Raw genomic sequence first — 18,955 nt, forward strand, 5'->3', positions numbered from 1 at the left:
CCCTCCGCGTCCCTAAATTCTCTATATTAATATTCAGTCGTAACGATTGGTGTGCCAACCGTAACGATATGTTTTCCGCCCATTCCTGCACTTCTAAGTGCAATTTGCAAATTCATTTTATGTTCTGAGGTCATGATAGACTCTTTCCACTCATCTGTATACGCAGAAATAGAAACGAAACTTGGCTCAACTACATGTTCAACAGATCTTGCTTGAAATTCATTTAATAACTGATTTGCTTTTTTTTGCAAAACAATATCCATATTATCATCTAAATGACCATTTAGACAAGTAAAAATAACTACTTTTTCTTGGAATATCCCGAGTGCCTGCCGTTCAAACTGTTCATATGTATCATTCCAGCTAATCGGTGTCTCAAGACTCATTTGCTCATATAATAAATACGAAGTTGGGTTGTGTTTTTTGAGGGTTGTGACAAGCTGCAGTTTAAAAGAAGTATGATTTTTTTTGTCAGTATACGTGCCAATGGCCTTTACTATTTGGTCTTCCTGTGCAAGTGCCCAATTATATTGACGATACTCTGATTTTAAACGTTGCACTTTTTGATAAAATTCTTTTTCGGTCAGAGACATATTTTGTTTTGCATGCAAAGTCCACTTATCAATTGACACATTCTGGCGTTCCATTCCCTCTGCAATTTGTGCTAATGGCGTTAACTCACTCGCATGAATCGTATGGAAAACAGCAATGACGAAACTTAATACAACAGATACAATAATAGCATAGCTTACTTGTTTTTTCTTCATTATGATCTCTCCCCCTAATCTCCAGTTTTACCGGAGGCAAGGGGTGCCATACGTGGAATTCTTCGTCAAAACTCGCGTGATTACAGGAAGCGATTTAACCCGCTTCCCCAGCCATTCCCATGTTTTCGGCAATCAAAACCTATCAAAATAAATAGGGAAGCTGCTGTGAATAATTAAGGTAATCCAAAAAGAAGTTTCCGACAGTCGTTCCGATTGCAATGGTCAGCAAAATCATTAGAAGTCTTGCCTGCAGGACTTTGCCTTTTCTGATTAACGGATCAATATTGACGGCTTGAAGCGCCCACCAAGTGACCGCGATAAAAATCAAGTGAACGATAATGCCAATTGCAGCCTGCTGTCCCAATACGCTCATCTATACGCACTCCTTTCATCCATTCTCCGCTTTATACCCTTTCTTATTATATAAGAAGAAGAGATAAAGATGATACATTTTATACGGAACGGAATATTCATCCAAAACTAGGGCTAATCCCCGCTTAAACAGCGGCTCTTTTGCATGGTATACTTTTTTGGAAAGGAGCTGGCAATTATGAATCATTCATTTTTTCAGCCTGAAAAGCAATATGGTGAGGACTTGCCTGTATTTGAGCAGGAATGGGAAGCAATTGCATTCTATTATGATTATAGACAGTCACAGATTGAAGAACTGAATGAATTGTGTCAGTTTTATAACATTTCTCTCACCCAAACGAGAGAAAGCCTCGAAGAACTTGAACATCTTTATTTTCAAAGCATACAAGAGCTTTTGCTTGCTGATTGGAATCTTCCTATTGAAGAATTTGAGAAGATGATCAGTGTTTATCTTATAGATTGTGTGATTGCCCATCACGAAGATGCCGAATGGATCGTAAAGCCTTATCCGTATACAGACGGGGCTTATACAATGGGCTTTAGAAGACACCGTAAATCATGGCATACCGTGAATTGCTGTGACCGTTTATACTTGCGTCAAAAAGAGAGTCAGCCGCTGCTGTCACTGTTTGATTCTCTTGTGCAGTCATAAAAAAATCCTTCTCATGAAGAGAAGGATTTTTTTATTATTTCCCTGCTACATCCAATCTGTTCAAAGCCCGCTGTAATGCAAGCTCAGCCCGACGAATGTCAGTATCATCTGATTGAGAATTCAAACGCTCCTGCGCCCGCTGACGTGCAGCTTCTGCGCGCTCTTTATCGATGCCTTCCGCTGTCTCAGCAGTTTGGGCAAGGATGGTCACCTGATCAGGACGAACTTCTATAAATCCGCCGCTGACGGCAACCAATTCAGTCTGTCCGTCTTTTTTCAGACGAACAGCGCCGATTTTAAGAGGAGCCACGGTTGGAATATGACCTGGCAAAATACCGAGATCGCCGCTTTCGGCTCTCACACTCACCATTTCGATATTCGCATCGTATACTGGGCCGTCGGGAGTAACGATATTGACTTGAACGGTCTTCATGCTTTTACCCTCCTAGGACCAGTTTAAACTTCTACACCCATTTCTTTTGCTTTCTCAATAACTTCTTCGATACGGCCTACAAGACGGAACGCATCTTCAGGAAGATGGTCGTATTTGCCGGCTAAGATTTCTTTGAAACCTTGAACCGTTTCTTTTACAGGCACGTAAGAACCTTTTTGTCCAGTGAACTGTTCAGCCACGTGGAAGTTTTGAGAAAGGAAGAACTGAATGCGGCGTGCGCGTTGAACGACAAGTTTATCTTCGTCACTCAATTCATCCATACCGAGAATCGCAATGATATCCTGAAGCTCTTTGTATCGCTGAAGCGTTGATTGAACTTCACGGGCTACCGCATAATGCTCTTCTCCAACGATTTCTGGAGCAAGGGCGCGTGATGTAGAAGCCAACGGATCAACCGCAGGGTAGATACCCATCTCAGTTAACTTACGCTCAAGGTTTGTTGTCGCATCCAAGTGAGCGAACGTCGTTGCCGGCGCCGGGTCAGTGTAGTCATCGGCAGGCACGTAGATCGCCTGGATAGATGTAACGGATCCAACGTTTGTAGACGTGATACGCTCTTGAAGCTGACCCATTTCAGTTGCAAGCGTCGGCTGATAACCAACCGCAGAAGGCATACGGCCGAGAAGGGCAGAAACCTCTGAACCCGCTTGTGTGAAACGGAAGATGTTATCGATGAAGAACAGTACGTCCTGTCCTTGCTCATCACGGAAATGCTCAGCCATTGTAAGACCTGTCAGTGCAACACGCATACGTGCGCCCGGCGGCTCGTTCATTTGTCCGAATACCATGGCTGTTTTGTTGATTACGCCAGAATCGCTCATCTCGTAGAAAAGGTCGTTCCCTTCACGAGTACGCTCTCCTACGCCGGCGAATACAGAGATACCGCCGTGCTCTTGCGCGATGTTGTTGATCAATTCCTGGATTAATACGGTTTTACCTACACCGGCACCGCCGAACAATCCGATCTTACCGCCCTTGATGTATGGAGCAAGCAAGTCAACAACTTTAATTCCTGTTTCAAGGATTTCAACTTCTGTTGAAAGCTGATCAAATGAAGGAGCCTGTCTGTGAATCGGGTCTTTCTTCGCATCCGCAGGAACCGGCTCATTTAAATCAATATTTTCTCCGAGTACGTTAAATACACGGCCGAGTGTCACATTACCAACCGGAACTGAAATCGGCGCTCCCATATCGACAGCTTCCATTCCGCGCTGAACACCATCCGTAGATGCCATTGCGATTGTACGGACTGTGTCATCGCCTAAATGAAGAGCGACCTCAAGCGTCAAATCAATACCTACTTCGTTTTCACTTCCAGTCGGCTGTGAAATTTTAATCGCATTATATATTTCAGGTAAGTGACCGTCTTCAAAACGTACGTCGACAACTGGTCCTAATACCTGGCTAACGCGTCCTTTCTTCATCGCTATCCCTCCTGACAAAATCTTTCTATTCTAAAGCGGCTGCTCCGCCGACAATTTCCGTAATTTCTTGTGTGATCGCTGCTTGGCGAGCGCGGTTGTAAGAAAGCGAAAGTGAATCGATAAGATCCTTCGCATTGTCTGTCGCGTTTTTCATCGCCGTCATTCTTGCAGCGTGTTCACTTGCTTTACTGTCAAGAAGCGCACCGAAGATTAAGCTTTCTGCGTATTGAGGAAGCAAAACCTCCAGAACCTCCTCTTCAGACGGTTCAAATTCATAAGACGCCGTTCTTTTTCCACCGCCGCCCAAATCAGATAGCGGCAGAAGTTTTTTCTCTGTCACTTCTTGAGAAATGGCGCTGACATAATGGTTATATACAAGGTGCAATTCATCAAATGCACCGTCTATAAACATTTGAATCGTTTGACGGGCAAGGTCCTTAATTTCTGAAAACGACACTTCGTCTCCAAGTCCTGTTAACTCAGAAATGATCGGAATGTCGCGTTTTTTAAAGAAATCACGGCCCACTCGTCCGATAACGATCACTGCATACTCATCCTTAGACTGATGACGTTCTTGAATGGCCTGATAAGCACTTCGTAAAACCGAACTGTTAAAAGCGCCAGCAAGACCGCGGTCAGATGTAATGACGAGGTATGCCGTCTTTTTCACTTCTCTGCTGAGAAGCATCGGATGTTTCGCGCTGCCGGATACTTTTCCGACATTTGATACAACCTCTTGGATCTTATCCATATATGGCACAAATGATTTTGCATTGTTTTCAGCACGATTCAGCTTAGCTGCAGATACCATCTGCATGGCTTTTGTAATCTGGCTCGTTTTTTTCGTTGACGTGATCCTTGACTTAATATCGCGTAATGAGGCCAAAGATTTCACCACCTTTTCTCTTCATTTGCGTAAAAAGAGAGAAAAAGAGAACCTTTTTCTCTCATCAGCATTCGAGTTAGTTGCTTGGTGCAAATGTGCGTTTGAAGCCTTCGATTGCAGCTGCGAAGTCTTCATCAGCAGGAAGGTTCCCTGTTTTTGCAATTCCGTCAAGCAGCTCTTTATGGTTTTGGTCAAGGTACATGTAGTACTCTTCTTCAAAACGTCTGATGTCCGCTACAGGAATATCATCAAGATATCCTTTTGTCAGCGCATAAAGAATGGCTACCTGTTTTTCAACCGGAAGCGGCTTGTTCAGATCCTGCTTCAGCACTTCAACTGTACGCGCACCGCGGTTCAGTTTCGCCTGAGTCGCTTGGTCGAGGTCAGATCCGAATTGAGCGAATGCTTCCAGCTCACGGTATGATGCAAGATCAAGACGCAATGTTCCTGATACTTTTTTCATCGCTTTGATTTGCGCGGAACCGCCGACACGTGATACAGACAATCCGGCGTTGATCGCTGGGCGTACGCCTGAGAAGAACAAATCAGATTGCAGGAAGATCTGTCCGTCGGTGATGGAAATAACGTTTGTCGGGATATACGCTGAGATATCTCCGGCTTGAGTTTCTACGAACGGCAGAGCTGTAATTGATCCTGCGCCTTTCGCGTCGCTAAGCTTTGCTGCACGCTCAAGCAGACGGGAATGAAGATAGAATACATCCCCCGGGAACGCTTCACGGCCTGGCGGACGGCGAAGAAGCAAGGACAGCTCACGGTAAGCAGCCGCTTGTTTAGAAAGATCATCGTATACAACAAGAACGTGCTTGCCATTGTACATAAATTCTTCTGCCATTGTAACCCCTGCATACGGAGCAAGGTACAGAAGCGGTGCCGGCTGTGACGCAGACGCCGTTACAACAATTGTATAATCAAGCGCGCCGTGCTTACGCAATGTTTCTACTACGCCGCGGACTGTAGATTCTTTTTGACCGATCGCTACATATACGCAGATCATGTCTTGGTCTTTTTGGTTTAAGATCGAATCGATCGCAACAGATGTTTTACCTGTTTGACGGTCACCGATGATCAGCTCACGCTGGCCGCGTCCGATCGGAATCAGTGCATCAATTGCTTTAATACCAGTTTGAAGCGGTTCATGAACGGATTTACGATCCATAACACCAGGTGCCTGGCTTTCGATCGGACGTGTTTTGCTTGTGAGGATCGGGCCAAGTCCGTCCACCGGCTGACCTAACGGGTTCACAATACGGCCGATTAATTCTTCACCGACAGGAACCTCCATGATGCGGCCTGTTCTTTTTACTTCGTCCCCTTCACGGATCTCTGTGTAAGGTCCTAAGATAACGATACCTACGTTTGATTCTTCAAGGTTTTGAGCCATACCCAAAACGCCGTTTGAAAATTCAACAAGTTCACCGGCCATACAGTTGTCAAGACCGTGTACACGAGCGATACCGTCACCGACTTGGATGACTGTACCTACGTCATGAACTTCAATTTCAGATTGATAATTTTGTATTTGCTGTTTTATCAGCGTGCTAATCTCTTCAGCTTTGATGCTCACTTAGGTTTCACCCCTTCTATCGATTTTCCCCGGCAAGTTGACGTTCAATGCGCTGAAGCTTTCCGCTTACGCTGCCGTCAAAAATCCGGTTTCCAATGCGGACTTTAATGCCGCCTATTAAATCCGTCTGCACTTCATTTCTGATTCTCAGTGAAGCGACTCCGGCTTTTTTTGCAAACACTTGTGATAATGATGAAATTTCCGCATCCGTCAGCGGTTTAACTGAATATACAATCGCGTCTTCTGTTTGACGGGCCTCGTTTGCGAGTTTCACAAACTCATCTGTGAGATCAGGCACAATTGATGCCCGATGACGGTCAATCAAAAGAAAAATCGTATGGAGCACGGACTGTGATAAAGATCCAAAAGCGTTTTGGATGAGTTCTTTTTTCTTAGTGCCCGGCACCTTCGGATGGTTTAACACATCATTTAGCGCTTTTTCATTTTGAAATACTTCTTTTACAACTTTTAGCTCTTCTTCTACCTGATTGAGCTGAGAGGACTCATTGGCAATATCAAAAAGAGCTGATGCATATCGTTTAGAGACAGCTGATCCACTCATCGGCTTTCTCCTACCTCTTTAAGATAGTCCTGGATCAATTTCTCTTGAGCCTGTTCATCCAGTTCTTTTTCGATCACTTTCGACGCAATCATGACAGAAAGAGACGCTACTTGCTCACGGAGAGCAGAAACCGCCTGTTCTTTTTCCTTCACGATTTCAGTTCTGGCTGCTTCTTTCAGACGTTCAGATTCTGCACGCGCAGCCTGAATAATCTCTTCTTTTTGGTTCTCTCCCAGTTTCTTCGCGTTCTCGATAAGCGTTTGGGATTCCTGTCTTGCTTCTTTTAACATAGCGCGCTGCTCATCAATAAGCTGCTGCGCTTCTTTATTTTTTTCTTCAGCAGACGTAATTTCTCCAGCGATATGATCTTCACGCTGTTTCATTATGTTTAATAGCGGCCCTAAAGCGTATTTCTTCAGAAGCGCTAATAAAATTAACATAGCTAACAGTTGGAACAGGATATCTCCGCCGTTAAACGACAGTCCTAGTTCAAGTGGTAATTGAGACATCTACTACGGCAACTCCCTTCTGCAGGTTTTTCTTTGCTGATCCAGCAGCCGCACTTGTCTCTTTTCAGCCGGCAAGGCGGGATGCTTATCAGACATAAAGCAATGGCGAAGGTTCTCTTGGAATGATCTTCGCCATTTTTAGTTCATATAAGGCTTTTATGCTTAGCCAAAGAACGCTAAGAATGCGATAACGACAGCGATAATAGGAAGGGCCTCAACTAATGCGATACCCATGAACATAAGAGTTCTAAGTTCTTTACCTGCCTCCGGCTGACGGGCAATCCCCTCTACCGTACGTGAAACAATCAAACCGTTACCAATACCTGCACCAAGTGCGCCTAAACCAATTGCAATCGCAGCTGCTATTAAATTCATGAAAAAGTTCCTCCTTTAAAATGTTATCCGTTTGGATATAATGTTTTAATGATCATTACTGATTTTATGAGACATGTACACCATCGTCAGCATCGTAAAGATAAACGCCTGGATGGCACCTATAAATAAACTGAATGCCTGCCATGCCAGCATCGGCAGAATGGCACCGATTGTACCGACAAGTCCGAGAACCACGCTTTGCGAATAGAAGCTTGTCGCTAATCCCGCAAGCAGGCCGAGAAGAATCTCACCGGCGAAGATGTTACCATAAAGCCGCAAACCGAGAGTCAGCGTATTCGCAAACTCTTCTATGATTTTCATCGGGAGCATGAACGGAACAGGTCTTAAATACTCCTTGGAATATTCCTTGAGCCCTTTCATCTTTACACCATAATAATGGGTTAAAGCGACGACCATTACGGCAAGCGTTAATGTAATGGCAGGATCGGCTGTCGGAGATTTCCACCAGAGCTCATGTCCGATTGTGACAGAGAACGGCAGCCCCAGCATATTCGACACAAATATGTACATCAGCAATGTGACACCAAGTGCCAAGAAGTTAGCCCCTGTTTTCAAATCCATTGTACTGCCGATAATATTGCGGACAAAATCAACAATCCATTCCATAAAGTTCTGGGCTTTTCCGGGACGGATCGAAAGCGTTCTTGTGGTAAGGATGGCAATCAATAACACGATCACACTCGCCACAGTAATCATCAGAATGTTTGTCAGATTAAAAGTAAGTCCTAGAAATTCAATAGTTCTGTATTCATGATTCAAAGGGTTTTCACCTCTCTTCCATTGATGAACGTTTAAGCTGGATAAAGGAATCTATCATAATGACAGGATAAATTGTCATTAATCCAATAACTGTACTTGCCATATGAAAATGCTCGGGATATTTATAGGCGACAGCCGCAGCAAGAATCGCATTGCACCACCGCGCTGCGCTCCCAAGGGATCGTATGGACTTGCCTTTCGCAACGGCCCTGTCAAAAGCATTCATTCTTCTGACGAGCAGTAAAAAATTAAACAAACTGAAAACAGTTCCCAGAATAAGGCCTAAAAAAACGGTTTTATACGCTGTTAAACCATAACCCAGTACATACGCTGCCAAAATGAACAATAGATATTTTCGTTGTCTGCTAAATTGTAGCTTGGGATCGTCCATCAACTATCTGTCTCCTGATGAAAAAATAATGTATTTCTTGGATACGGCAAAATCAGCGGTTAACCCTAGTAGAAGACCTTTTTTGTCCGGCAAAACGGGCCTGTTCGAAAAAATCATTCATCCGCAAGCCTTGCAGGGATGCTGTTTCATTCGCTTGAATAAATCCTCATAAAACGGGTTTTCTGGGAGGATTTACATTGGGGATGAGGACTATAATGAAAGCTATGAAAACCTTCTCATAATACCCTCGTTTAGCATACAATAGCCCCTAACATGTGTCAATCTGTTTAAAGTTAAAAAACTTTTTATACTGTAAGCCTCCACAGAATGTTCACATTTTCACCTATAATTGTATAGAGATTCACCGAATAGCAAATAACTGGATAATAAAAAAGAAAACCCGTTGGCGGGTTTTCTTTTTTATTTTGTTCCGAACATCCGGTCTCCTGCGTCTCCAAGACCCGGAACGATATAACCTTTTTCATTTAATTTTTCATCAAGCGCCGCTATGTAAATATCCACGTCAGAATGATGCTTCTGCAATTCTTCCACACCTTCAGGCGCAGCTACAAGACACATGAAACGGATGTTTTTCGCACCGCGTTTTTTCAGGCTGTTAATCGCTTCAACCGCGGAACCGCCTGTGGCCAGCATCGGGTCAACCACGATGAATTCACGCTCTTCCACATCAGAAGGAAGCTTCACATAGTATTCCACGGGTTTTAAGGTTTCAGGATCACGGTACAGACCGACATGTCCCACTTTTGCCGCAGGGATCAGTTTCAAGATGCCTTCAACCATTCCTAAACCTGCTCTGAGAATAGGAACAACCCCGAGTTTTTTCCCTGAGATGACTTTCGATCTCGCAGTCTGAACCGGTGTGTTGATATCCACTTCCTCTAGAGGGAGATCACGGGTAATTTCAAACGCCATAAGCGTGGCTACTTCGTCTACAAGCTCTCTAAAATCCTTCGTGCCTGTCTCTACATTCCGAATATATGTCAGCTTGTGCTGAATTAAAGGATGATCAAATACATAAACCTTTCCCATACTGTGTTTCAGCTCCTTTTTTATTGTCCCATCGACAATTTCACACTTCTATTGATTCTACAAAAAAAGACATTGAGTTTCAAGGACATCGTCAAAAAACCCGCCGGGCATAAGCCCGGGCGGGTTTTTCAATCTTAGTAATCTAATTCTTTATATAGAGGGAACTTGCCAGTCAGAGCAGCTACACGCTGTCTTGCTTCTTCAAGTTTTCCTTCATCTTCGTGGTTTTTCAGTGCAAGCGCAATGATGGCACCGACTTCATCCAATGCCTCTCCGTCAAAACCGCGGCTTGTCACAGCAGCTGTTCCGAGACGAATACCGCTTGTTACGAACGGTTTTTCAGGATCGTATGGAATCGCGTTTTTGTTTGATGTAATCCCGATTTCATCAAGCACATGCTCTGCAACCTTACCTGTCAGTCCGAGAGAACGAAGATCAACCAGGATGAGGTGGTTGTCAGTTCCGCCGGAAACGAGCTGAATGCCCTCTTTTGTTAATGATTCTGCAAGACGCTTCGCGTTTGAAATCACGTTTTGTGCGTACGTTTTGAAATCATCACGCAATACTTCGCCGAATGAAACAGCTTTTGCGGCAATTACATGCATCAGCGGGCCGCCTTGAATGCCAGGGAAGATGGACTTATCAATTTTCTTGCCGAACTCTTCACGGCAAAGGATCATACCGCCGCGAGGTCCGCGAAGTGTTTTATGTGTCGTTGTTGTAACGAAATCAGCGTAAGGAACCGGGTTTGGATGAAGGCCTGCCGCAACAAGTCCTGCGATATGCGCCATATCCACCATAAAGTAAGCGCCGACTTCATCAGCAATTTCACGGAATTTCTTAAAGTCGATTGTACGAGGATACGCACTTGCTCCTGCCACGATTAGCTTAGGCTTGTGAGCGAGGGCTTTTTCACGCACGTCATCGTAATCAATATGTTGAGTTTCTTTATCTACGCCGTACTCAACAAAGTTATATTGAACACCGCTGAAGTTAACTGGACTTCCGTGTGTTAAATGACCGCCGTGGGAGAGGTTCATCCCAAGTACAGTATCGCCTTGTTCCAAAATCGTGAAATAGACAGCCATGTTTGCTTGTGCGCCTGAATGAGGCTGAACGTTTACATGCTCCGCTCCAAAGATTTCCTTCGCGCGGTCACGAGCGATATCTTCAACGACATCGACGTGCTCACATCCGCCATAATAGCGTTTGCCAGGATATCCTTCAGCGTATTTGTTTGTTAAAACAGAACCTTGTGCTTCCATAACCGCTTCACTTACAAAGTTTTCAGAAGCAATCAATTCGATCTTAGTCTGTTGGCGTTCACGCTCATTTTTAATGGCGTTAAACACCTGTTCGTCTTGCGCAGGTAAATGTTTCATCAGCGAGATCCTCTCCTATCCGTATCCTGTTCTTTGTTTTTACCACCACTATTGTACATGGTTTTTTAGGCCGATGTAAAAGATTATTTTCAAAAAAACGAAAATTTTATTGGCAAAAACGAATATTTATAACTTAAATTTAATTTAAAGTTCGGAATTTATTTCAGCCGCGAAAATTAAAGAAAAGACTGGCCCATGCAGTCCTTTCTCATTCACACTCATAAACTGCCCGCATTCCGCCGATCAGCTTTGGCCGTGTGCGCGCCAATGTCACATGGGCAGCACCGAGACTGTTCTGAGAAATGCGTACAGGAACAGCAACCGGCTTTAAGTGCATGCCGATAAACGTGTCGCCTATATCTATTCCGGCATCTGCCTGAATGGTTTCTACCAGAACAGGAGACTTCATTTGCTTAAACGCATAAGAAGCCATCGCCCCGCCCGCTTTTGGAACAGGTACAGCGGAAACGGCCGGAAGCCTGAACAGCTCGGCCGTTTCTTCCTCCACTACAAGCGCTCTGTTTAGATGCTCGCAGCATTGAAACGCGAGATGGATTCCCGTTTTTTCCTTCAGCTCTGCAAGTCCGCTGTAGATGCTTTCCGCGATGTCTGTACTGCCCGATGTGCCGATATGGCTGCCAGCCACTTCGCTTGTGCTGCAACCAAGGACAAAGAGCTGATTTTCTTTCAATCCCGCTTTGTCCTGAAACTCTGACAGCATCGTCTTCCACGTTTGTGTGATTTCACTCATTGAGCAGCACCCCTACAGGTTTTTCTCTTCATAGTCCGAGATTTTTCCGATGCGGGTTTGATGTCTTCCGCCAGTAAATTCAGTGGTCAGCCAGATTTTCGCAATTTCACGTGCCAAACCGGGTCCAATCACCCGCTCGCCCATCGCGAGGATATTAGTATCGTTATGTTCTCTCGTCGCCTTTGCACTAAATGTATCATGTGCCAGCGCACAGCGGATGCCTTTGACTTTATTGGCGGAAATGCTCATGCCAATGCCTGTCCCGCAAATTAAAATGCCTCTGTCCACTTCACCGTTTACTACTTTCTCGGCCACCGGAAAAGCATAGTCCGGATAATCGACAGATCCGCTGCCGCAGTCACAGCCCATATCAACATATTCAATTTGCAATTCGTCCATTAGATCTTTGATTTCGTTTCGAATGTGAACGCCGCCATGATCCGATGCTATGGCTACTTTCATCAGCTTATCCTCCCAGCGTGTGTGATGCGGCCCGCCCGCTTTGTTGACCGCGCAGCCTGTCCGCTCATTGATTCACACCATATCGATGTGCTTTTCACTATATTCTACTCCTTCACGCAGGATTTGCAAATGACCTGTCTGCAGATTCTGTGACAAGTTATTTGCCGTCATTTTTCAATCGTTCTGCCAGCTGCTGAAGAAGCTCTTCAAGCTCATCTCTCGTTTTTTTGTAGATCTCAATAGAGCCGCCAAACGGGTCTATAATATCGCCCCGGCTGCCTGTCACATATTCTTTTAGCGTAAACACTTTATCACGATAACGTTCGAATTGGCTGATGATAACCTGTTTGTGCTGGTGGGTCATTGCCAGAACCAAATCTGCCGATTCCATATGTGCTTCAGTTAATGGCGAAGAAACATGATTAAGGGCAATGCGCTTTTCAAAAAGCGCTTCGACCGCGTGAGGCGACGCTTTCCCGTTAGGTGAGGCAAATACGCCTGCCGAGCGGACGCTGACATCCAGCCCTTCCGCTTCTGCAATTGATTTAAAAAGCGCCTCAGCCATTGGACTGCGGCACGTATTTCCAGTACAGACAAAAATGATGTTCATGTCAGTCACCCCTTATTTTTTCTATTATATATGAAGAAAAAAGAAACGGCGACATCGTTTCTTTTCTTGGTATATTAAATTGGCAAAAGCAGCTTAAGGCCAAATACGATTAATATGGTCCCCCCGAGCGCTTCACTGTATGAGCCGAGCCAGGACTGCACTTGCTTTCCGATCAGCAGGCCCAGCCAAGTCAACATCATGCTGAAAAGCCCAAACAGGGTAATGGTGAGAAGCGGATGCGAGCCGTATATTCCAAGGCTCAGACCGACGGAGAAACTATCGAGGCTGACGCCGACTGCAAATAACAATAAGCCAGGCCCAGCCGGTGACATCAAACGTTCTTCTGACTGTTTAAAAGATGCGATCACCATTTGAACACCGAGAACAAACAGCAGCGAACCCCCGATATATACGGCTACCATGCCGAGGAGCCCTGACAGCATATTTCCCGCCGCCATCCCTCCGAGAGGCATGATGACGTGAAAGAGACCGATAATGAATCCAATATAGATTATCTGCTTTTTTCTGAGTTTGACCATGCCCATTCCGAGGCCGACAGAAAAAGCATCCATACCTAAAGCAAACGCCATGATGCTTAAGGTAATCAGTTCGCCTATAAACATATCCGACATCACATGCATAACCCCCTTGGACACGCCCGCTTTTTTAGCCTATGCGTGTCCAAAAGGGGTTAGAACTTCTGACTGTGTCAGCGGATCATTCTTCCTCCGGCTGCTTTCATCAGCCTGTTCATAATAGCAAGTCCGACGCCTGTGTCAGGAAACGATTCTGCAATAATAAAATCAACCTTTTCTTCATCAAAACTGCGCAATGCATCATAAAGGGCTGCCGCTACTGTTTCAAGCTGATCTCTTCTGCCGCAGCTCTTCACATAGTCAGCCGAATAAAAATCCGCATTTTCTTCTGTCGTCAGGACGCCGACCCGTTTTCCGCCCTGCTGATATTCTTGAATAAGCGTTTGAATGCGCTCAGGGCTTCCTTCAGAAATAACAAGCGGCGCTGACGGCGCGTAATGTGTATATTTCATTCCCGGAGAAATCGGCTTCTCATTTTGATCAGCAAGCCCTTTATCCACAAGAATCGGTCCGATTTCGGCTTCTATTTGTTCTTTTGTAATGCCGCCCGGACGAAGGAGCACAGGGATTTCTCCTGCACATGAAAGTACGGTTGATTCGACACCGATCCCCGTAGATCCCCCATCCATCATTCCAGCTATGCGGCCATCCAAGTCGTGAGCCACGTGTTCAGCCTTTGTCGGACTTGGTTTGCCCGATAAATTAGCACTCGGCGCTGCAATCGGGAGACCCGCGGCACGGATGAGTGCCAGAGCCAGCGGATGATCAGGCATTCTGACGGCCACTGTATCCAGCCCTGCCGTTACACGGGGTGACAGCGCACCAGGTTTACAAGGTAAAATCAGTGTAAGCGCCCCTGGCCAAAAGCGCTTCATTAATATTTTCGCCTTGTCTGGCGCCGGGCCTGTTAAACCGTCAAGCTGGCTGATATCCGCAATGTGGACAATCAGTGGATTATCACTCGGCCGCCCTTTCGCCTCATATATTTTTTTGACAGCATCTGTGCTTTTCGCATTTGCGCCGAGACCATATACCGTTTCTGTCGGAAACGCGACAACCTCATTTTCCCGGAGCAAAGCGGCTGCTTGTGCAATTTGTGGATCATTTGTGGATAACTCGTCCATTGCATCCACAAACCATCTTTTCGTTTTCATTTCTGACCAAACTCCTTATTCACAACAATAAAACGATCGTTTTACGCGTGTAATCCTTTTGAAAGTATAAAAGATGTCCTGTAATAAAACAAGCGTTATCCACAAATTGTGGACAACGCATATAAAGAAGTGGATAAGTTTGTGTATAAATCTCACTTATCCGGATGCTTTTTTCATTAAGACGGCCCCTTCCGCTTGCCTTGATTCACAGAAGTGATCCGAGGCAAACAGCTCTTCCGGCACACTCTCTGCCCGTTCAAAGCCCATGGCCCCCAGGAAATCAGCCGAAGAATGCTGATTGGCTACCAAGTATACCGTTTTAATCTCATGCTTTTCACAAAGCACCTCCATACTTTGAAAGAGCGATACAATATGACCTTGGTGAAGCTTGTCCGATATCACAAGTGAGCGAAGCAGGGCTTGATCGCAGCTGATTTTTTCGATCCCCAGACAGCCGGCTATGTTTTTCTCGCTGTCCTCCAGCATCAGAAACTGGGTGAACCCTTCCTTTACGCCCTCATGATTCGTTTTGGCCTGTTTTAAAAATTCCTCAAGTATGTCTCCGTCCTTTTCCCTCGCCACCCGCAGTTGATAAAACATTCGTTCACCCCGTTTTCAGCGTTCTTTCTTCCAATCTATGAGGCAAATCTATTTTTAGACCTGGTGATTAAGAAAAAAGATCGGAAAACCATTCTACGACGAAGAATTTTACTTCTGTATTGTCTTCTTTCTCTTTCTCATCTTCTTTTTCAGCTTTCTCCGCTTTGGCTGTTAAGTCCTCAAGCGCTTTTTCCGTTTGTTTTTTTGAGGCTTCTTGATCTTCTTGTTCTTTTACCGCTTCCCCATTCGAAAAATCAAGAAAGCAGAGCGGCGGGAATAACACGCACCACCAATTGGCGCCTTCACCGTTTCCAAGCGTAATCAGAATGGCTTCGTATTCTCCAGCAGGATATACCATGCTGCCATAAAGTTTTGTCGGAAATGAGATTTTGTCAAAATCAACAGATATTGATTGACTGGCGCCTTCTTTTTCCATGGTTTCTTTTGCAATTTCCTTGATCTCAGGCAGCTTTGAGCGGATCAAACGCCGCGCTTCTTCAATAGAAGTAATATCCTTGACCCATGTTGTGATTTCTTTATTGACAGCGTCTCTGATATGACGCTTTAATTCTTGGTCCTCGTCACGATCGCTGTTTGCCAATATTCTCAGGCGAATCGCCTCGTCCGGAATGACAACCGGCTCATTTTCAGATTGCTGTGCCGTCTCTTCTTTCGCCAATCCTACAAGTGCCCCAGATAATAAAAGAAACATATATATACAAATGATAACTGTTTTTTTCATCGGTCCCCACCGTTCCTCTCCGTGCTTTGTATCTAGCCCTATTATGGACAAGGAACGTATGGAGTAAACCTGCAGCGGCAAAAAAATCTAGCAAGCTTTTAATCTAATTTATGGTACGATAGTGTTTTAGGAGGTTTAAAATGAAATATAATTACACAGTGCTGCTGTCAGCGTTCACGATGTCAGTTCTTTATTCGATTATTTACATTCATTCCTTTATTATAGCTGCTCTCGTAACGATGGCCTTTTATTTCTTATTTCCTTATTTACTATTCGCGCTGCCGCTTCAGATCATGATGAATAAAAAGCCGAAACGGTTCAGCCCTTTGTACTTGCTGTATTATCTTGCCGCGGCGTTTATCGCCAACGCGATCATCTTTGGCGTGCTGCAGCCTTCCGGGCAATCCCTGCTTCAAAATACAGCCTTTTACATCTTCGCTGTATTAACAGCTATTGTCTACTGGATATGGGATTCTGTTTTGCTGCAAAAAAAGGAAGCCTCCTAAGGGCTTCCTTTTTCATTAGATCAAAACGGTCAATAGATAACATAGAATAGAAGGTATGGCAGCAACAAAGAAAGCAGCTGATATTTTCAAACGGGCTGTCCGGCCTTCTTTGGTTTCTGAATGATAATTTGCCCGCTGGTCGCTTCCGCTTACAGCTAAACCCGATGTCACAATGGCAAGCCCGATCAAAACAAGAGACGCAATGCCGAAAATGAATTCATAAGAAATGGCTTGCGCAAAAATAGAACCCACCATACTTTCAATGGCAATAAGTAAAATTCCTGCTGTCAGGGCCTTTTTCATCTTTTACATCCCCTTTGCTGGTGTTAAAACAGCTTGCTGGTCCCGTTCTTATCTCAACTCACCAGCAAGCTGCTTATTTATTCTTATGAATTACCGCGCATATGGTTCTGTCTTTTCCGTTAATATCCTTCAGGACTTCCACTTCCACATCCTTAAACGCATGCAGAATCAGCTCTTTTACAGCTGCGCCCTGCTTCCACCCGATTTCAAAGACGACAAGCGCGGTATTCTTCATGACCAGCGGAATGGCTTCCATAAACCGCTTATAAAATTTCAGCCCGTCTCCGCCGTCAGTGAGGGCATGCAAAGGTTCATGGAAACGGACAATCTCAGATAAATCGGCCATTTCTTCTTCAGAAATATAAGGAGGGTTTGAGACGATAATATCCGCTTTTTTTCCAGCCTTAATAAAGGGCTCAAGCAGGTCGCCTTGAAGAAAATGCACCTCCGCTCCGAGCTTTTCCGCGTTGGCTGAAGCAACGTCCAGCGCCTCTTTGGAGATATCAATCGCTGAAACAGAAAAGTTTTTGTTTTCCAGTGCAAGCGTGACGGCTATTGCGCCGCTGCCGGTGCCGACATCTACCACTTCGAGCTGTTCTCCTTCAGAAAAGACACTTCTATATTTCTCAAGAAGATGGCAGACAACCTCTTCCGTTTCCGGACGCGGGATCAGCACATCATCATTCACCATAAATTCCCGCCCGTAAAAAAACTCTATTCCGATAATGTACTGAACCGGTACGCCTTCTTTGTGCATATCGACGTGGCGTTTAAAGCGATACAGCTCATCTTCACCGATCGGTTCCTGCAGGCTGGCGAGCAGCTTGCTTCTATCCATTCCGGTATCATAAAGCAAAAGCAGCTCAGCCGCATTTTCTTCTCTTCCCGCTTCCGTTAAATAAGAAGAAGCCCATTTCAGGGCTTCAAATATCGTCTTCATCTTAACTATCCGCCTGCTGAAGCTTGCTTGCCTGATCTTCTACAATCAGTGTTTCAACCACTTCGTCAAGTTTTCCTTCAAGAATCTGATCAAGCTTTTGAATGGTCAGGCCGATTCTGTGATCCGTCACACGGTTTTGCGGGAAGTTGTATGTGCGGATACGCTCAGAGCGGTCACCTGATCCGACAGCCGATTTCCGTGTTTGATCATATTCAGCCTGTGCTTCCTGCTGAAATTTATCGTAGATTCTGGCACGGAGAACCTTCATTGCTTTTTCTTTGTTTTTGATTTGAGATTTTTCATCCTGACATGATACGACAACGCCTGTCGGCAAATGCGTCAGACGAACGGCAGACATTGTCGTGTTCACGCTTTGTCCGCCCGGTCCGCTTGAAGCAAACGTATCAACACGGATATCCTTCTCATGAATGTCAACCTCTACCTCTTCGGCCTCAGGAAGACATGCTACTGTTGCAGTAGAAGTATGGATACGGCCGCCTGATTCTGTTTCCGGAACACGCTGAACACGGTGAGCGCCGTTTTCATATTTGAGTTTAGAATATGCGCCGCTGCCCGTAATCATAAAGATGATCTCTTTGTAGCCGCCCGTTCCGGTTACACTTGCTTCCATGACCTCGGTTTTCCAGCCTTGAAGCTCGGCATAGCGGGAATACATTCTGTACAGGTTGCCTGCAAATAAAGCGGCTTCCTCTCCGCCTGCAGCTCCGCGGATCTCCATGATAACGTTTTTATCATCATTAGGATCTTTCGGGATCAGGAGCACCTTCAGACGTTCTGACAGTGTTTCCGTTTCCTTCTGGAGTTCAGAAATCTCTTCCTTCACCATGTCGCGCATCTCAGCATCAAGCTTATCCTCAAGCATCGCTTTTGCATCAGCCAGCTGTTCTGACGCATCTCTGTATTGTCTATATACGTCAACTGTTTCTTGTATATCAGATTGCTCTTTCGAATATTCTCTAAGCTTTTTCGGATCGTTGACAACTTCTGGATCGCTTAAAAGCTCATTTAATTTTTCATATCGTTCTTCGATTGACTTTAAACGGTCTAACACGGTCTTCACCTCTGTTTTCCTGTGCGTAAC

Annotated in this window: 25 protein-coding genes; 2 read left to right on the plus strand and 23 right to left on the minus strand. The window is 45.0% G+C overall.

Annotation, left to right across the window (positions count from 1 at the left end; translation table 11 throughout):
• Window positions 1-26: 26 nt before the first annotated feature.
• Together NSS75_RS19795 and NSS75_RS19800 are read right to left on the minus strand one after the other, a co-directional pair.
• Window positions 27-767: a YwmB family TATA-box binding protein gene (locus tag NSS75_RS19795; RefSeq protein WP_024123157.1), complete on the minus strand. Its 741-nt coding sequence runs from the start codon at window positions 765-767 to the stop codon at window positions 27-29.
• A 142-nt stretch (window positions 768-909) separates the two neighbouring features.
• Window positions 910-1,140, minus strand: a complete 231-nt coding sequence (locus NSS75_RS19800; RefSeq protein WP_024123158.1) for a DUF1146 family protein — start codon at window positions 1,138-1,140, stop codon at window positions 910-912.
• 177 nt (window positions 1,141-1,317) lie between these two features.
• Between NSS75_RS19800 and NSS75_RS19805 the strand changes: the two genes are divergently transcribed.
• Complete coding sequence (locus NSS75_RS19805) at window positions 1,318-1,791, plus strand: hypothetical protein (RefSeq protein ID WP_044159725.1); 474 nt, start codon at window positions 1,318-1,320, stop codon at window positions 1,789-1,791.
• A gap of 34 nt (window positions 1,792-1,825) precedes the next feature.
• Here NSS75_RS19805 and NSS75_RS19810 read toward each other — a convergent pair whose 3' ends face one another.
• The 18 genes from NSS75_RS19810 to spoIIR form a co-directional block, all read right to left on the minus strand.
• The gene (locus tag NSS75_RS19810) at window positions 1,826-2,224 is read right to left on the minus strand and encodes a F0F1 ATP synthase subunit epsilon (RefSeq protein ID WP_010332228.1); all 399 of its coding nucleotides are present in this window, start codon (window positions 2,222-2,224) and stop codon (window positions 1,826-1,828) included.
• A gap of 23 nt (window positions 2,225-2,247) precedes the next feature.
• A complete protein-coding gene (gene atpD, locus NSS75_RS19815; protein WP_339234616.1) occupies window positions 2,248-3,669 on the minus strand; it encodes a F0F1 ATP synthase subunit beta in 1,422 nt (473 codons plus the stop codon).
• Window positions 3,670-3,694: 25 nt separating this feature from the next.
• Complete coding sequence (atpG, locus tag NSS75_RS19820; protein WP_010332230.1) at window positions 3,695-4,555, minus strand: ATP synthase F1 subunit gamma; 861 nt, start codon at window positions 4,553-4,555, stop codon at window positions 3,695-3,697.
• 76 nt (window positions 4,556-4,631) lie between these two features.
• Window positions 4,632-6,140, minus strand: a complete 1,509-nt coding sequence (gene atpA / locus NSS75_RS19825; RefSeq protein WP_044159727.1) for a F0F1 ATP synthase subunit alpha — start codon at window positions 6,138-6,140, stop codon at window positions 4,632-4,634.
• Window positions 6,141-6,156: 16 nt separating this feature from the next.
• A complete protein-coding gene (locus NSS75_RS19830; protein WP_101859817.1) occupies window positions 6,157-6,702 on the minus strand; it encodes a F0F1 ATP synthase subunit delta in 546 nt (181 codons plus the stop codon).
• Window positions 6,699-7,211, minus strand: coding sequence for a F0F1 ATP synthase subunit B (gene atpF / locus NSS75_RS19835; RefSeq protein ID WP_024123166.1), 513 nt, complete (start codon window positions 7,209-7,211; stop codon window positions 6,699-6,701). Before atpF ends, NSS75_RS19830 begins: the two co-directional genes overlap by 4 nt.
• A 162-nt stretch (window positions 7,212-7,373) precedes the next feature.
• The gene (gene atpE, locus NSS75_RS19840) at window positions 7,374-7,586 is read right to left on the minus strand and encodes a F0F1 ATP synthase subunit C (protein ID WP_003151167.1); all 213 of its coding nucleotides are present in this window, start codon (window positions 7,584-7,586) and stop codon (window positions 7,374-7,376) included.
• 45 nt (window positions 7,587-7,631) lie between these two features.
• Window positions 7,632-8,366, minus strand: a complete 735-nt coding sequence (gene atpB, locus NSS75_RS19845; RefSeq protein ID WP_024123167.1) for a F0F1 ATP synthase subunit A — start codon at window positions 8,364-8,366, stop codon at window positions 7,632-7,634.
• Window positions 8,367-8,373: 7 nt separating this feature from the next.
• Window positions 8,374-8,757 carry an ATP synthase subunit I gene (gene atpI, locus NSS75_RS19850; protein ID WP_010332235.1) on the minus strand — a complete coding sequence of 128 codons (384 nt, stop codon included), beginning with the start codon at window positions 8,755-8,757 and terminating at the stop codon, window positions 8,374-8,376.
• Between the two features lie 420 nt (window positions 8,758-9,177).
• Window positions 9,178-9,807: a uracil phosphoribosyltransferase gene (gene upp / locus NSS75_RS19855; protein ID WP_103671878.1), complete on the minus strand. Its 630-nt coding sequence runs from the start codon at window positions 9,805-9,807 to the stop codon at window positions 9,178-9,180.
• Window positions 9,808-9,941: 134 nt separating this feature from the next.
• Window positions 9,942-11,189 carry a serine hydroxymethyltransferase gene (glyA, locus tag NSS75_RS19860; protein WP_044159736.1) on the minus strand — a complete coding sequence of 416 codons (1,248 nt, stop codon included), beginning with the start codon at window positions 11,187-11,189 and terminating at the stop codon, window positions 9,942-9,944.
• 208 nt (window positions 11,190-11,397) lie between these two features.
• Complete coding sequence (locus NSS75_RS19865) at window positions 11,398-11,940, minus strand: TIGR01440 family protein (protein WP_024123168.1); 543 nt, start codon at window positions 11,938-11,940, stop codon at window positions 11,398-11,400.
• Window positions 11,941-11,952: 12 nt separating this feature from the next.
• Window positions 11,953-12,402: a ribose 5-phosphate isomerase B gene (gene rpiB, locus NSS75_RS19870; protein ID WP_024123169.1), complete on the minus strand. Its 450-nt coding sequence runs from the start codon at window positions 12,400-12,402 to the stop codon at window positions 11,953-11,955.
• A gap of 157 nt (window positions 12,403-12,559) precedes the next feature.
• Window positions 12,560-13,012, minus strand: coding sequence for a low molecular weight protein arginine phosphatase (locus tag NSS75_RS19875; protein ID WP_095712813.1), 453 nt, complete (start codon window positions 13,010-13,012; stop codon window positions 12,560-12,562).
• Between the two features lie 74 nt (window positions 13,013-13,086).
• The gene (locus tag NSS75_RS19880) at window positions 13,087-13,644 is read right to left on the minus strand and encodes a manganese efflux pump MntP family protein (protein ID WP_188323825.1); all 558 of its coding nucleotides are present in this window, start codon (window positions 13,642-13,644) and stop codon (window positions 13,087-13,089) included.
• Window positions 13,645-13,721: 77 nt separating this feature from the next.
• Window positions 13,722-14,762 (minus strand): L-threonylcarbamoyladenylate synthase, encoded by a 1,041-nt coding sequence (locus NSS75_RS19885; RefSeq protein WP_339234627.1) that lies wholly within the window; start codon window positions 14,760-14,762, stop codon window positions 13,722-13,724.
• Window positions 14,763-14,918: 156 nt separating this feature from the next.
• Window positions 14,919-15,362 carry a hypothetical protein gene (locus tag NSS75_RS19890; protein ID WP_024123174.1) on the minus strand — a complete coding sequence of 148 codons (444 nt, stop codon included), beginning with the start codon at window positions 15,360-15,362 and terminating at the stop codon, window positions 14,919-14,921.
• A gap of 67 nt (window positions 15,363-15,429) precedes the next feature.
• The gene (spoIIR, locus tag NSS75_RS19895; protein WP_059292349.1) at window positions 15,430-16,104 is read right to left on the minus strand and encodes a stage II sporulation protein R; all 675 of its coding nucleotides are present in this window, start codon (window positions 16,102-16,104) and stop codon (window positions 15,430-15,432) included.
• A gap of 140 nt (window positions 16,105-16,244) precedes the next feature.
• On the opposite strand from spoIIR, the gene NSS75_RS19900 reads away from it, so the two are divergent.
• Window positions 16,245-16,610: a UPF0715 family protein gene (locus tag NSS75_RS19900; protein ID WP_024123176.1), complete on the plus strand. Its 366-nt coding sequence runs from the start codon at window positions 16,245-16,247 to the stop codon at window positions 16,608-16,610.
• 15 nt (window positions 16,611-16,625) lie between these two features.
• On the opposite strand, the gene NSS75_RS19905 is transcribed toward NSS75_RS19900, so the two are convergent.
• The 3 genes from NSS75_RS19905 to prfA form a co-directional block, all read right to left on the minus strand.
• The gene (locus tag NSS75_RS19905; RefSeq protein WP_024123177.1) at window positions 16,626-16,913 is read right to left on the minus strand and encodes a DUF5316 family protein; all 288 of its coding nucleotides are present in this window, start codon (window positions 16,911-16,913) and stop codon (window positions 16,626-16,628) included.
• Window positions 16,914-16,986: 73 nt separating this feature from the next.
• Window positions 16,987-17,853 (minus strand): peptide chain release factor N(5)-glutamine methyltransferase, encoded by an 867-nt coding sequence (prmC, locus tag NSS75_RS19910; protein WP_103671874.1) that lies wholly within the window; start codon window positions 17,851-17,853, stop codon window positions 16,987-16,989.
• 1 nt (window position 17,854) lies between these two features.
• Complete coding sequence (prfA, locus tag NSS75_RS19915) at window positions 17,855-18,925, minus strand: peptide chain release factor 1 (protein WP_024123179.1); 1,071 nt, start codon at window positions 18,923-18,925, stop codon at window positions 17,855-17,857.
• Between the last annotated feature and the right edge of the window lie 30 nt (window positions 18,926-18,955).

This window comes from Bacillus sp. FSL K6-1012, assembly GCF_037964915.1.
GTDB lineage: Bacteria > Bacillota > Bacilli > Bacillales > Bacillaceae > Bacillus > Bacillus halotolerans.

Excerpts from the sequence above, each read along its gene's own strand:
- NSS75_RS19795 (WP_024123157.1), bottom strand. The coding sequence starts at position 767 with ATGAAGAAAAAACAAGTAAGCTATGCTATTATTGTATCTGTTGTATTA.
- NSS75_RS19800 (WP_024123158.1), bottom strand. The coding sequence starts at position 1,140 with ATGAGCGTATTGGGACAGCAGGCTGCAATTGGCATTATCGTTCACTTG.
- NSS75_RS19805 (WP_044159725.1), top strand. The coding sequence starts at position 1,318 with ATGAATCATTCATTTTTTCAGCCTGAAAAGCAATATGGTGAGGACTTG.
- NSS75_RS19810 (WP_010332228.1), bottom strand. The coding sequence starts at position 2,224 with ATGAAGACCGTTCAAGTCAATATCGTTACTCCCGACGGCCCAGTATAC.
- atpD (WP_339234616.1), bottom strand. The coding sequence starts at position 3,669 with ATGAAGAAAGGACGCGTTAGCCAGGTATTAGGACCAGTTGTCGACGTA.
- NSS75_RS19830 (WP_101859817.1), bottom strand. The coding sequence starts at position 6,702 with ATGAGTGGATCAGCTGTCTCTAAACGATATGCATCAGCTCTTTTTGAT.
- atpF (WP_024123166.1), bottom strand. The coding sequence starts at position 7,211 with ATGTCTCAATTACCACTTGAACTAGGACTGTCGTTTAACGGCGGAGAT.
- atpE (WP_003151167.1), bottom strand. The coding sequence starts at position 7,586 with ATGAATTTAATAGCAGCTGCGATTGCAATTGGTTTAGGCGCACTTGGT.
- atpI (WP_010332235.1), bottom strand. The coding sequence starts at position 8,757 with ATGGACGATCCCAAGCTACAATTTAGCAGACAACGAAAATATCTATTG.
- upp (WP_103671878.1), bottom strand. The coding sequence starts at position 9,807 with ATGGGAAAGGTTTATGTATTTGATCATCCTTTAATTCAGCACAAGCTG.
- glyA (WP_044159736.1), bottom strand. The coding sequence starts at position 11,189 with ATGAAACATTTACCTGCGCAAGACGAACAGGTGTTTAACGCCATTAAA.
- NSS75_RS19865 (WP_024123168.1), bottom strand. The coding sequence starts at position 11,940 with ATGAGTGAAATCACACAAACGTGGAAGACGATGCTGTCAGAGTTTCAG.
- rpiB (WP_024123169.1), bottom strand. The coding sequence starts at position 12,402 with ATGAAAGTAGCCATAGCATCGGATCATGGCGGCGTTCACATTCGAAAC.
- NSS75_RS19875 (WP_095712813.1), bottom strand. The coding sequence starts at position 13,012 with ATGAACATCATTTTTGTCTGTACTGGAAATACGTGCCGCAGTCCAATG.
- NSS75_RS19880 (WP_188323825.1), bottom strand. The coding sequence starts at position 13,644 with ATGTCGGATATGTTTATAGGCGAACTGATTACCTTAAGCATCATGGCG.
- NSS75_RS19885 (WP_339234627.1), bottom strand. The coding sequence starts at position 14,762 with ATGAAAACGAAAAGATGGTTTGTGGATGCAATGGACGAGTTATCCACA.
- NSS75_RS19890 (WP_024123174.1), bottom strand. The coding sequence starts at position 15,362 with ATGTTTTATCAACTGCGGGTGGCGAGGGAAAAGGACGGAGACATACTT.
- spoIIR (WP_059292349.1), bottom strand. The coding sequence starts at position 16,104 with ATGAAAAAAACAGTTATCATTTGTATATATATGTTTCTTTTATTATCT.
- NSS75_RS19900 (WP_024123176.1), top strand. The coding sequence starts at position 16,245 with ATGAAATATAATTACACAGTGCTGCTGTCAGCGTTCACGATGTCAGTT.
- NSS75_RS19905 (WP_024123177.1), bottom strand. The coding sequence starts at position 16,913 with ATGAAAAAGGCCCTGACAGCAGGAATTTTACTTATTGCCATTGAAAGT.
- prmC (WP_103671874.1), bottom strand. The coding sequence starts at position 17,853 with ATGAAGACGATATTTGAAGCCCTGAAATGGGCTTCTTCTTATTTAACG.